This is a genomic window from Haloarcula rubra (genome assembly GCF_019599465.1).
Taxonomy (GTDB): Archaea; Halobacteriota; Halobacteria; order Halobacteriales; family Haloarculaceae; genus Haloarcula; species Haloarcula rubra.
Genome location: NZ_RKLR01000002.1, coordinates 353,041 through 365,316, shown reverse-complemented (window position 1 = coordinate 365,316; position 12,276 = coordinate 353,041). Strand labels below are relative to the sequence as shown.

Below are 12,276 nucleotides of genomic sequence, written 5' to 3'. Positions count from 1 at the left end.
CGTCAAAAACGGCTCGCTCGGCGGGCCGATGTCAATCACCCTTAAGTATCGGTAGGTATAGATGCAACTGTGATTGGGGAGGGGACGGTGGCGCCGACGTTCGAGTTACCGGCGCTCGTCGACGGCGAGCGCAGGCGAGTCGCCCTCGATGAGTACGTCGGCGACGACGTCGTCATCCTCGCGTTCTACCCGGCCGATTTCAATCAGGCCTGCGACGAGGCGTCGTGTGACCTCGACGAACTCGACCTCTTCACCATGCAGAAGGACGTCACCATCCTCGGTATCAGTCCGGACTCGGTGTACAGCCACCGGGCGTTCGCCGACCGGTACGACCTGAAGGTGCCGTTGCTCGCCGACACCGCCGGCGACGTCGCCGAGCAGTACGACCTGACGATGGTCGACGACATCGGTCAGCGACTGGTCGAACGGGCCGTCGCCGTCGTCGACCACGACGGCGTCGTCCGGTACGCGTGGCACACCGACGACCCGACGGAACTCCCTCGCGTCGACGAACTCAAAGACGCCATCGCCGACACCGGCGGCGACGACACCGCCTTCGCCCGCTACCGCATCGGCCACGCTCACTACACCGAGGGACGACGGGCGTTCACCGCGGCGATGAACGAGTTCGGCGACTCCGAGTGGATGCTGGCCCAGTCGGACTTCCAGCGCGCCCGCGAGGAGTTCGAGGAAGCGGAAGCCCAGTTCGACACTGCGGTCCGGTTCGGCGACGACGCGTCGCTGGCCCCCATCTACGACGGGGCGCGGACGAAGGCCAGTTCGCTGTGGCAGGCCGCCGACTGGCTGACACAGGCCGCGAGCGCCTACTCCAGCGGGAGCGGTGCGGAGGGGCAGGACCTGCGGGACGACGCCGAGCGACCGCTCGAGACCGCTCGCGGCTACGAGGAACCGCCGGACCCGGACGGCGAGTGGCCGCCGGCGGAGGACGATTTGGAGAAGGCGCCGGACGAACTGTCGACCATCCTCCCGACGGACCCGGACCCCGACGACGTGGCACTGGGCGTGGACATCGACGACGAGATGGCCGAGGCGGACGACACGGAGGCCGAAACCACGGCGTCCGCGGACACCACCGACGACGCCACGGCGACGAGCGACCCCGGTACGGCGGCGTCTGCGGACGGTGACGACGAGGGCGACGACGAAATCGGCGACGACGAACTGGCCGAGATACAGGCCGAACTGGCGGCGAGTAACCCCGATACCGAACCGCCGACGGAGGCGGTGACCGAAGAACCGACCACGATGGTCGAGACACTGCCGGGAGAGGCCGAGGCCGAGGCCGACGCCGAGGACGGAGAGGACGCGCCGGGCGACGACGCCGCGGCCGTCGACGGGGACCTGGACCTGACCGACCCCGTGGCCGGCGAGCGAGAGGCCGACGGTGACGACGATGACTGACGCCGACGAGACGCCGGCCGACCACGCCCGCGCGTACTACCTGGCGCTGGACGAGGGCGACTACGACCTGTTGACGCGACTGCTCGCGCCGGAGTTCGTCCACGACCGGCCCGACCGGACCATCGAGGGTCGCGAGCGGTTCGTCCGGTTCATGCGCGAGGAGCGGCCCCAGACGGACACGAGCCACCCCATCGACGGCCTCTTCCGACGGCCGGACGGCGACGGCGTGGCGGTGCGCGGGCGGTTGCTCGACGCCGACGGCGACCCCATCGCCCGCTTCGTCGACGTGTTCCAGTTCGACGACGGACGTATCGAGCGTATCGAGACGTACACGGGCTGAGCGGTCGACGCCGTGATCGCGTGCCACGGCGACGGCGCCCGAACTGGGGTCGACCGCCAGTACCCGGTGGCCTCGGGCCTCGTGAGAAGTGGCGCCTTTCCGATGTTTGCCACCAGTTAACGAGTATCTATATCCCAGTACGAGCGCTACACTGTCGTCCGTCGAAGCCACCGTGCGGTCCGACGCGCGAGGGATTAGGAGGTGTTTATTTATGCCCCTCAGACCGGTTTACGTAACGCATGGCAGGACGGTCGAGTCCCCGACTGGAACCAGAGACGGCCCTGCGGGCCGGCCCCTTCCGCCTCAGAGACGGGGCGAAGGGGCTGGTGACGTCGGCGTCGAAGGTGCTGCTGGTCAGAGAGCGCCACGCGGACGGCACGCCGTTCTGGACCCTCCCCGGCGGCGGCGTCCACCGGAGCGAGTGTCCGACGGAGGGACTACGCCGCGAACTGGCCGAGGAACTCAACTGTCGGGCCCACATCGGCCGGCCCGTGACGACGTTCTGGTACGCCCACGACAGCCTCGACGACACCGTCTCGGCGTACACGGTGTTCGACTGCGCGTTGCTCTCGGAACCGGACGCCGACCAGCGAGAGGGCGTCTTCGAGTGTCGCTGGGTCGACCCCGAGACGCTCCCGGCGTCGACGCTCCCGCAGGTCCGTCACGTCTGTCGGCACGTCGCCGACCTGTCGTCGCCGTCGGCGGCGTCCGACGACTGACCGTTACTCCTTCTCGCCGGCGCCGAGGGCGCTCTCGCCAACCGGTTCGGAGCCCTCGATGACTTCCTGCCCACCCATGTACGGCCGGAGCGGTTCGGGCACGGTGACGGTGCCGTCCTCGTTCTGGTAGTACTCGAGGATGGCGACCATCACGCGCGGCACCGCGAGGCCAGAGCCGTTGAGCGTGTGGAGGTAGTCGGCGGACTCGTGGCGCTCGGGCCGGTAGCGCAGGCCGGCACGCCGGGCCTGGAAGTCCTCGAAGTTCGAGACGGAGGAGACCTCCAGCCAGCGGCCGCCGATATCGGGGCCGTCCTCCATGTCGTCGCCGGGCGACCACACCTCGATGTCGTACTTCTTGGCCTGCGTAAAGCCCATGTCGCCGGTGCACATGTCCAGCACGCGGTAGGGGAGTTCGAGGCGGTCGAGCACCTCGGCGGCCTCCTCCAGCAGGGCTTCGAGGCGGTCGTAGCTGTCCTCCGGGCGGACGAAGTTGACGAGTTCGACCTTGTGGAACTGGTGGACGCGGACGTACCCACGCGTCTCAGTGCCGTGTTCGCCGGCCTCCCGCCGGAAGTTCGGCGAGAACGCCTGATGCTTGACCGGCAGGTCGTCGTCGAGCAGAATCTCGTCGCGGTACATGTTGGTGACCGGCACCTCCGCCGTGGGCAGGAGCCACAGGTCGTCCTCGTCGTAGTCGTCGCCCTGTCGCGCGCCGACGCGGTAGGCGTCGTCGTCGAACTTCGGCAACTGGCCGGTGCCCTCCATCGACGCGGAGTTGACCGGAATCGGTGGGAGGATGTCCGAGTACCCCTGCTCGCGGTGGACCTCCAGCATGAACTGGATGAGCGCGTGTTCGAGGCGCGCGCCCTCGCCCTTGACGAACTGGTAGCCGCCGCCGGTGACCTTCGCGCCCCGCTCGAAGTCTAAGATGTCCAGTTCCTCGCCGAGGTCGTAGTGGGGAATCACCTCCTCGGGGAGGTCACGCAGGTCGTCGAACCCCTCGCGGTAGGCCTCGACGTTGTCGCTCTCGTCCTCCCCGGTCGGCACCGACTCGTGGGGGACGTTCGGCAGTTCCAGCAGGGCCGCCTCTAACTGGGACTCCAGTTCGTCGGCGCGGTCCTCGACGTCCTGCAGTTCGTCTTTCAACTCCTGCGAGCGCTCGATGGCCTCCTGAGCTTTCTCCTCCTCGCCCGCCTGCTTGTACTCGCCTATCTTGCTGGATATCTCGTTGCGCTCCTGTCGCAGGCCGTCGCCTCTCGCCTTCAGTTCGCGCCACTCCTCGTCGATAGCCAGAATCTCGTCGAGGTCGACGCCCGTGACGCCCTTGCGTTCGATGGCGTCCCGGACCGTCTCGGGGTTCTCCCGGACGAACTGTCTCGATAACATGGGCGACGGTTCTCGACGGCGGAAATTAGGCGTGTCGGTCCTAGCAGGAGTGAGGCCCCGCGTAGGTGACGTCGCTGGGCCCGGCCAGAACGACCGGAGAGCCCCGGCGGGCGACGCTCCCGCGGCAACCGAGCGGCCCGGAGCGTTCCCGCCGTTCGGCGTCGTGTCGTCGGGACGGTGACTGGAGCCACCCGTTCCCAGCGAACACAACCGTTTTGCCGCCACCAGTCGCCAGCCTACCTATGGCAATCGGTGACGTGTACGAGGCCGAGAGGTGCGAGGACGTCTACTACGTCGATACGGGCGCGTACGCCGTCCCGGAGTACGGGACGGTGTACGTCGTCGACAGCGAGCGCCCGGCGCTGGTCGACGCCGGACTCGGCACCAACCACGAACGCGTCCTCGACGCGATGGCCGAGGCCGGCGTCGAACCAGAGGACCTCGAAGTAATCGCGCTCACGCACATCCATCTGGACCACGCGGGCGGCACGGGACTGCTGGTCGACGCGTGTCCGAACGCGACGGTGTACGTCCACGAGATGGGGTCGCGCCACCTCGTCGACCCCGAGCGAATCTGGGAGGGGACGAAGGGCGCCGTCGGCGACCAGATACGGCACTACACCGAACCGAAACCGGTGCCCGAGGAGCGCATCGTCGAGGTAACCGACGGCGACGAGATCGACCTCGGCGACCACACCTTCGAGGTGGTCCACGCGCCCGGTCACGCCCCGCATCAGGTGGTCTTCTACGACCCGACGATAGACGGCGTGTTCACGGCCGACGCCGCGGGTATCTACACCCCCTCGACCGACGAGATGCACGTCACGACGCCGCCGGTGAACTTCGACCTCGAACAGGCGCTTGCGGACGTCGAGACCATCGCCGAACTGGACCCCGAGACGCTGTTGTTCGGCCACTTCGGCCCGGCACCGACCGGCGACAAACTCGACGTCTACGCCGAGATACTCACCGACTGGGTGGCCGCCGTCGACGAGAAGCGGTCGGAACTGGGCGACGACGACGCGGTGATCGACCACTTCGTCGAGACGGTCGAGACGCCCGACGTCTGGGGCGAGAGCAAGGCCAGCGCGGAAGTAGCGATGAACGTCCGCGGGGTCCTCGTCGCACTGGACCGAGACGAGTAGCGTTTCGGGTGACAATTCGGGCAGCAGTTATTTGTGATATGTTACTAAACGGCATATAATGCCAGACCAAGGGGTAGAAACGTACGGGGAAATCGGGAACCAAACACTGGGTGAACTGTTCGAGTCGACCGTCGAGACACACGGCGACCGGCCCGCACAGCGGTACAAGGGTGGGGTGTACGACCGCTCGCTCGCGGGGGTCGCCGTAGACCCGGCGCCGGACGGCGACTTCGCCGTGCTGTCCTACGACGAGATGGCGGGCGTCGTCCGCAGACTCGCCGCGGGGTTCCGCGACATCGGTATCGGTCCGGACGACCGGGTCGGGTTGTTCGCCGACACTCGCATGGAGTGGGCGCAGTGTGACTTCGCCCTGCTGGCGGCCGGGGCCGTCGTCACCACCGTCTACGAGAGTTCCTCGCCGGAGCAGGCACGACACCTGCTCGCCGACCCAGAGGCGACGGCCGTCGTCGTCGAGAACGACGACCTGCTAGAGCGGGTGTTCGCCGTCGAGGACGACGTCCCCGTCGAGCAGTACGTCGTGATGGACGAGACCGAGAGCGACCGCGAGGACGTCTACGGCCTCGCGGAGGTGTACGAGCGCGGCGACGAGGTGTTCGACGAGCCCCGGTATCGGACGTGGATAGCCGAGCGCGACCCCGACGACCTCGCGAGTCTCGTCTACACGTCGGGGACCACCGGGAAGCCGAAGGGCGTCCAGTTGACCCACCGGAACTTCGCCGCCAACGCCGCCCAGTGCGAGGCGGGGTACGGCCCGTCGGCCGACCTCCCGCCGGGCGAGCCACGAATCGACGCCAGCACGCAGACGGTGTCGTACCTCCCATTGGCACACGTCTTCGAGCGATTGACCGGCCACTTCTTCATCTTCTCGCTCGGGGGCTGTGTCGCCTACGCCGAGAGCGTCGACACGCTCAAAGAGGACTTCCAGTCGGTCGAGCCGACCGTGGCCACGAGCGTCCCGCGGGTGTACGAGAAGATATACGACGCTATCCGCGAGGACGCCGAGGAGTCCGCCGTCGGCGAGCGGGTCTTCGAGTGGGCGGTGGACGTCGGCCGGCGCTATCACCGCGAGGAGTTGCCCGGCGTCCCACTGCGAGCGAAGTACGCCGTCGCCGACCGACTGGTGTTCTCGAAGGTCCGGAACGCGCTCGGGGGCAACGTCGAGATGCTGGTCAGCGGCGGCGGCACGCTCTCGAAGGAACTGGCGGAACTGTACCACGGGATGGGACTGCCTATCTACGAGGGCTACGGGTTGACCGAGGCCGCGCCGGTGGTCACGACGAACCCGATCGAGCAGCCGAAAGTGGGCACCATCGGCACGCCAGTCCCACACATCGACTTCGAACTGGACACCCACGTCCTCCCCGAGGAGAACCTCGGCGGCGTGATGGGGGAGACGGGCGAACTGCTCGTGAAGGGACCGAACGTCACGGACGGCTACTGGGACATGCCACAGGCCACAGCGGACGCGTTCACCGACGACGGCTACTTCCGGACCGGCGACATCGTCACCCAGCGTCCGGACGGCTACGTCGTCTTCCGCGAACGGGCAAAACAGTTGCTCGTCCTCTCGACGGGGAAGAACGTCGCCCCCCAGCACGTAGAGGAGGCGATGGAGAACCGACCCGAGATAGACCAGGCGATGGCGCTCGGCGACGGCGAGAAGTTCGTCGGGGCGCTGGTCGTCCCCGACGTCGACAGACTGGCCGAGCGAGCGGCCGACGAGGGCGTGTCGATACCCGGCGACCCCGAGCGTCTCGCGGCCGACGACACCGCACACGGCCTCGTCGAGCAGGCGGTCGAGCGAGCCAACGAGTCGCTGGAGTCCCACGAGACGGTCAAGCGGTTCGAACTCCTCGCCGAGGGGTTCACCGAGGACAACGACCTGCTGACGCCGACGATGAAGAAGGTGCGCCCGGCCATCAAGGAGCGGTACGCCGACCGCATCGGCCGTATCTACGACGAGCAAGCGTTCGTCGGCGAGGGGCGGGTCGGCGGACAGACCGCCGACGACGACTGACCGCCACCGGCGGCGTGTCGGCCTGCTCAGGATAACCAGACGGCGGCACGCCCGTCTGGAGTGAGTGCGTTTATACAGGGGGGTACCGTTGTGCGGGCTAGATGGAGGACAGCAGTGGCTGGTAGCTCGACACTCCTGATTCCGTTGGTCGCCGGTATCATCGGACTGGGTGTTCTCGCACAGGTACTCGCCGCCCGGTTGCAGGTCCCGAGTATCATCTTCTACCTGCTGGTCGGTGTCGTCATCGGCCAACCGGGACTCGGCCTCGTCGGGAGCGAGACGTTCGGTGGGGCGCTGTCGGCTATCGTCGGCCTCGCCGTCGCCATCATCGTCTTCGAGGGGGCGTACCACCTCCGGTTCGAGCGCATCCGCGAAGCGCCGACAGCGACGTTCCGACTGGTGACGCTGGGGGCCGCCATCGCGCTGGTCGGGACGGCCGTCGCCGTGAAGTTCGCGTTCGCCGACGAGGCCGTCTCGTGGAACCTCGCGTTCCTCGTCGGGGCCTTGCTGGTCGCGACGGGGCCGACGGTCATCACGCCCATCCTGAACGTCGTGCCGGTCCGGGACCGGGTCGCGACGGCGCTGGAGACGGAGGGCATCGTCAACGACGTGACGGCGGCCATCATCGCCGTCGTCGTCTTCGAGACGGTCAACCCCGGCGCGAGCAGTAACGGCCTGTTGCAGGCGTTCGCGCTCCGACTCGGCACCGGCCTGCTCGTCGGCCTCGTCGTCGCCGGCCTGCTGTACTACCTCCTGCAGTACATCGACCTCTCGCCGGGCGACGCCCCGCGGAACTCCCGCCTGCTGGTGCTCGCCGGCGCGCTGGTGGCGTACGCCGCCGCCAACACCATCGCGACGGAGGCGGGCGTCGCCGCCGTCGCCACCGCCGGGATAGCGCTGGGCAACGTCGACCACCCCTACGAGGAGGACATCGAGGCGTTCAAGGGCGACATCACGCTGCTCGTCCTCTCGTTCGTCTTCATCGCACTGGCGGCCCAACTGAGCCTCGGCGCGCTCATCGACGTGGGACTGGCCGGTATCGTCGTGGTGCTGGCCGTCGCACTGGTCATCCGGCCGCTACTGGTGTTCATCTCGACGGTCGGCGACCGCTTCACGCGCGCCGAGAAGTTGTTCGTCAGTTTCGTCGGCCCGCGCGGCATCATCCCGGCCTCCGTCGCGACGCTCTTTGCGGTGGAACTGAACAGCGTCGCCGAAGAACTGCGGACGGAGGCGGCCGAGGTGAGCGGACAGGAGGCGACCGAACTGCTGGCGCAGGCGGACCTGCTGACCACGCAGGCCGAGATTCTGCTCGGCACGGTGTTTCTGGTCATCTTCGCGACGGCCCTGCTGGAAGGCGGGTCGGCGCGATACATCGCGGAAAAACTGGACGTGATACCAATGCGAGTCATCATCGTCGGCGGCGGACAGGTGGGCCGAGCGCTCGCCAAGCGCCTCGAAGACCGGGGCGAGAACGTCGTCATCATCGAGGAGGACGAACAGATAGTCGAACGAGGGCGCAACGAGGGGTACACCGTCGAAATCGGCGACGGGACCGACACGGACGTGTTGCGCTCTGCAGGCGCGGACAACGCCAAAACCGTCGTCGCCGCGACCGGGGACGACGACGCGAACCTGCTGGTCTCACAGCTAGCGAGTTCGAAGTTCGACATCGACCACGTCATCGCCCGGGCGAACAACCCGGACAACGTCGAGGCGTTCGAGGACCTCGGGGTCCGCACCATCTCCTCGGCGATGGCGACGGCGTGGGCCATCGACAACCAGATAGAGCGGCCGGCCATCGCCCACTGGATGACCGACGTGGGCCGGACCGGCGACGTACAAGAGGTCGAAGTGCGCAACCCCGAACTCGTCGGCAAAGCGGTGCGTGACGTCGGGCCGATGCTCCCGGAGGCCTGTCTCATCGCCCTCGTCAGCGGCGGCGAACACACGGAGTCGCAGGTGCCGACCGCCGACTACGTCCTGCGAGAGGGCGACATGGTGACGCTACTGGGTCGCCGCGAGTCGGTGCGCGACGGGATGAAACTCGTCGGCGACGGCTAGTCAGAGAGCTTTTCCACGGTGTCGGCGTCGACACCTTCGGTCCAGGGCGACTGCCCGCCGTCGCCGTCGGTCTTGTACGTCCCGCGAGCGCTGGCGACGTGGTGGTCGTCGGCGTCGTACACCTCGACGTCGACGACGGCGACGCTCCCGCCGTTCCTGACGACGTCGGCCGTCGCTCGCAGGTCGTCCGTCGCGGGCGCCAGATAGTCGATGCGCATGTCCACCGTCGGGGAGATGGTCCCCGACACGGAGACGACGGCCGCCCCGCCGACGGTGTCGACCAGCGAGTAGGTGACCCCGCCGTGGGCGATGCGCGCGTTCGGGTTCGAGGAGTGTTCCGCTCGTAAGGGGAGACGGGCCTCGGCGTGTCCGTCGCCGACGTCCGTGAGCGATATCCCGAGTTCCTCGACGAACGGGATGTCGTTGAACAGTGCCTGCAGGCTCATACCGTGGAGTGTGTCGCCGCCGGTATAAGTCACAGCGAACGGGAGACAACCGAAGAGACGTGGTCGGTGGGAGTGGCCACCGACGGCACCATGCCTCGTCGTCCGCCGCCGTCGTGGACGGCGACGGACCTCTGACAGCCCAGTACCCGGCACTCGTATGTGACAGCCAGTAACTGTGAACGTTTCTATTGTTCCGCTCGTGAGACATGCGACGACCCTCTCGAAAAGGTACGCCTACGGAGCAATCGGTGACTTGCGGGCACGAGGTGTGGTCGGCGTACTCGGCCGTCGGTGTTGCCATCACCGAACAGTTTCCGAATGGGGGTTGAAAACGCTACTATGACCGATATATAGCCCTACGACGACCGACCGAGTGCGAGCCGACTGTCGTCGGCCCGTCGGTCGCGACGGCGACGGGGCGCGGCCGGTCGCGACTCGGTGAGCGCCGCCGACCTGCCGGAGAGAGCGCGTGAGCGGTGCAGTAAAGAGGGTCGCTGTCCTCGGACGGGGTAAATGGATTCGACAGTCGACCGACTGACGCAGTTCGGCCTCTCCGAGACGGAGGCAGAGACCTATCTCGCGGTTCTCGAACGGGGGTCTGCGACCGTCGCAGACGTGGGTTCTGCGACCGACATCTCGACGGGGTACGTCTACGATTTGGTCGAGAGTCTCGCCGACCGCGGCCTCGTCGTCGTCGACGACCACCGGACGCCGACGCAGGTTCGCGCCGTCGACCCCGAGTCGGCCATCGAGTCGATGACCGAGGAACTGACCGACCTCGAGTCGGACCTCTCGGAGCGGTTCACCGACACGGAACGTGACTACCCGGCCATCGAACTCGTCCGGGCGAGACAGACGCTGTACCAGCGACTGGAGACGCTCATCGACGACGCCGAAGCGGAGATATTCATGATGGTTCCGGCTCCCGTCGCCGACCGCCTCACCGGACCGCTGGAGCGGGCCCGCGACCGCGGGGTGTTCGTCGCCCTCTTGCTCGGTGGCGGGGACAGCGAGGCCGTCGAACGGGCGACCGACGTCGCGAGCGTCGTCAGGACGTGGGAACCACCGGTCGAGAGTCTCGTGGTGATAGACGACGAGGCCGCGGTCACCAGCGACTCCTCGCTGTTGCGTGGCGAGCACCGCGACGGCGACTACGGCCTCGTCCTCGAACAGAGTCCGAAGACCGCCGGGGCCATCGGGTCCCAGTGGTTCAACTTCTGGGCCGCCGGCGAGGAAGTCGCCAGCGCGGACCCACGCCCCCTGCCGGCCGAGGGCCTCTCGTTCCGCCACGGCGTCTTCGTCGCGACGAAACACGCGGCGGAGACGGACATCGAAGTGACGGCCGACCTCTTCCCGGGGCAGGACCACGCGACGCTCACCGGGACTGTCGTCGAAATCAAACAGGGCCTGCTGGAACCGACCACCTACGACTTCCCGGTCCAGAACACGCTCGTCCTCGACGTCGACGGGGAACGCGTCACCGTCGGCGGGCCCGGGGCCTTCGTCGAAGACTACTCGGTGAAGTCGCTGACGATTCGAGAGCAGAGCGACTGAGCCGGCCGCTACCCCACGTTACGGCCGGTGGAACTCGATGGCCGCACCCTGCCCGAACCCGACACACTCCGTGGCGAGGCCGAGGTCGGCGTCGCGTTTCTGCATCTCGTGGACGAGCGTCACCGGGAGGCGCGCGCCCGACGCGCCGAGGGGGTGGCCGATGGCGATGGCGCCGCCGTTGACGTTGTAGACGTCGTCGTCGAAGCCGAGTTCGCGCTGGCAGTACAGACACTGTGAGGCGAACGCCTCGTTCAGTTCCACGAGGTCGTAGGCGTCGGTGTCACGGCCGGTTCGCTCGGCCAGTTGGCGCACCGCGGGCACCGGGCCGATACCCATCACCGTCGGGTCGACGCCGGCCACCTCGTGGGCGCCGATTTCGGCCATCACGTCGAGGCCCCGGTCCTCGGCGAACTCGCGGGAGGTGACCAGCAGGCCGGCCGCACCGTCGGAGACCTGCGAGGCGTTGCCCGGCGTGACCGTCCCGTCGGACTTGAACACCGTCGGGAGACCGGCGAGGGTCTCGACGTCGGTGTCCCGGCGGATGCCCTCGTCCTCCTCGACGCGGCCTTCGTCCGTGTCGACGGGGACGAGTTCGTCGTCGAACCGGCCGGAGTCGGTCGCCTCGGCGGCCCGCTGGTGGCTTCGGACGGCGTACTCGTCCTGTTCGCGCCGGGCGACCTCCTTCTCCTCGGCGACCTTCTCGGCGGTCATCCCCATCTGGAGCTCGCCGATGTTGTAGAGTTCGGCGAGTCGCGGGTGGACGTTGTGGGTGTTCTCGCCCATCTTGACGCGGGACATCGACTCGACGCCGCCGGCGACGAGCACGTCACGCTGGCCCGCCGCGACGGCGTCCGCGGCCCGCATCAGCGCCTCCGCGGAGGAGGCACACCAGCGGTTGATGGTCGACCCCGGGACGCCCTCGCCGAGGTCCGACAGCAGAGCGACGACCCTGGCCATGTTGTTGCCCTGTTCGCCGCGCTGTTGGGCACACCCCCACAGCAGGTCGTCGACCTCGTCGCTCTCGACGCCGGTGCTCGCGAGCAACTGGTTGACCAGCGGCACCGAGAGGTCTTCGCTGCGCACGCCTGCGAGTGCGCCGTCCTCTTTGCCCTGTGGCGTCCGAACTGCGTCTACGATGACCGGTGTCGGCATGGACGCGACAACG

General features: G+C 67.8%; 10 protein-coding genes. 7 read left to right on the top strand and 3 right to left on the bottom strand.

Translation table 11 applies throughout. The features are described from left to right. Positions 1–69: 69 nt before the first annotated feature. From EGH21_RS06485 to EGH21_RS06475, 3 genes are all read left to right on the top strand, one after another. A complete protein-coding gene (locus EGH21_RS06485; RefSeq protein ID WP_220617662.1) occupies positions 70–1,422 on the top strand; it encodes a redoxin domain-containing protein in 1,353 nt (450 codons plus the stop codon). After that, positions 1,415–1,762: a nuclear transport factor 2 family protein gene (locus tag EGH21_RS06480; protein WP_220617661.1), complete on the top strand. Its 348-nt coding sequence runs from the start codon at positions 1,415–1,417 to the stop codon at positions 1,760–1,762. The genes EGH21_RS06485 and EGH21_RS06480 overlap by 8 nt, the downstream gene beginning before the upstream one ends. 239 nt (positions 1,763–2,001) lie before the next feature. Then, on the top strand, positions 2,002–2,481 hold the full coding sequence (locus tag EGH21_RS06475; protein ID WP_220617660.1) for an NUDIX hydrolase: 480 nt from the start codon (positions 2,002–2,004) through the stop codon (positions 2,479–2,481). 3 nt (positions 2,482–2,484) lie between these two features. Here the strand turns inward: EGH21_RS06475 and serS are convergent, their stop codons facing one another. Continuing rightward, entirely contained in the window at positions 2,485–3,867 is a 1,383-nt protein-coding gene (serS, locus tag EGH21_RS06470; RefSeq protein ID WP_220617659.1) for a serine--tRNA ligase, read from the bottom strand. 242 nt (positions 3,868–4,109) lie between these two features. Between serS and EGH21_RS06465 the strand changes: the two genes are divergently transcribed. The 3 genes from EGH21_RS06465 (at position 4,110) to EGH21_RS06455 (ending at position 9,111) form a co-directional block, all read left to right on the top strand. Further along, entirely contained in the window at positions 4,110–5,012 is a 903-nt protein-coding gene (locus EGH21_RS06465) for an MBL fold metallo-hydrolase (protein WP_220617658.1), read from the top strand. A gap of 58 nt (positions 5,013–5,070) precedes the next feature. Continuing rightward, positions 5,071–7,050 carry an AMP-dependent synthetase/ligase gene (locus EGH21_RS06460; RefSeq protein WP_220617657.1) on the top strand — a complete coding sequence of 660 codons (1,980 nt, stop codon included), beginning with the start codon at positions 5,071–5,073 and terminating at the stop codon, positions 7,048–7,050. A 114-nt stretch (positions 7,051–7,164) separates the two neighbouring features. Continuing rightward, the gene (locus tag EGH21_RS06455; RefSeq protein ID WP_220617656.1) at positions 7,165–9,111 is read left to right on the top strand and encodes a cation:proton antiporter domain-containing protein; all 1,947 of its coding nucleotides are present in this window, start codon (positions 7,165–7,167) and stop codon (positions 9,109–9,111) included. Here EGH21_RS06455 and EGH21_RS06450 read toward each other — a convergent pair. Then, positions 9,108–9,557: a PaaI family thioesterase gene (locus EGH21_RS06450; protein ID WP_220617655.1), complete on the bottom strand. Its 450-nt coding sequence runs from the start codon at positions 9,555–9,557 to the stop codon at positions 9,108–9,110. The two genes, EGH21_RS06455 and EGH21_RS06450, sit on opposite strands and share 4 nt — an antisense overlap. A gap of 513 nt (positions 9,558–10,070) precedes the next feature. Here EGH21_RS06450 and EGH21_RS06445 point away from each other — a divergent pair. After that, on the top strand, positions 10,071–11,111 hold the full coding sequence (locus tag EGH21_RS06445; protein WP_220617654.1) for a TrmB family transcriptional regulator sugar-binding domain-containing protein: 1,041 nt from the start codon (positions 10,071–10,073) through the stop codon (positions 11,109–11,111). Positions 11,112–11,129: 18 nt separating this feature from the next. Here EGH21_RS06445 and EGH21_RS06440 read toward each other — a convergent pair whose 3' ends face one another. Then, positions 11,130–12,263: a thiolase family protein gene (locus EGH21_RS06440; protein ID WP_220617653.1), complete on the bottom strand. Its 1,134-nt coding sequence runs from the start codon at positions 12,261–12,263 to the stop codon at positions 11,130–11,132. Between the last annotated feature and the right edge of the window lie 13 nt (positions 12,264–12,276).

Excerpts from the sequence above, each read along its gene's own strand:
- EGH21_RS06445 (WP_220617654.1), top strand. The coding sequence starts at position 10,071 with ATGGATTCGACAGTCGACCGACTGACGCAGTTCGGCCTCTCCGAGACG.
- EGH21_RS06475 (WP_220617660.1), top strand. The coding sequence starts at position 2,002 with ATGGCAGGACGGTCGAGTCCCCGACTGGAACCAGAGACGGCCCTGCGG.
- EGH21_RS06465 (WP_220617658.1), top strand. The coding sequence starts at position 4,110 with ATGGCAATCGGTGACGTGTACGAGGCCGAGAGGTGCGAGGACGTCTAC.
- EGH21_RS06460 (WP_220617657.1), top strand. The coding sequence starts at position 5,071 with ATGCCAGACCAAGGGGTAGAAACGTACGGGGAAATCGGGAACCAAACA.
- EGH21_RS06450 (WP_220617655.1), bottom strand. The coding sequence starts at position 9,557 with ATGAGCCTGCAGGCACTGTTCAACGACATCCCGTTCGTCGAGGAACTC.
- EGH21_RS06440 (WP_220617653.1), bottom strand. The coding sequence starts at position 12,263 with ATGCCGACACCGGTCATCGTAGACGCAGTTCGGACGCCACAGGGCAAA.
- EGH21_RS06480 (WP_220617661.1), top strand. The coding sequence starts at position 1,415 with ATGACTGACGCCGACGAGACGCCGGCCGACCACGCCCGCGCGTACTAC.
- serS (WP_220617659.1), bottom strand. The coding sequence starts at position 3,867 with ATGTTATCGAGACAGTTCGTCCGGGAGAACCCCGAGACGGTCCGGGAC.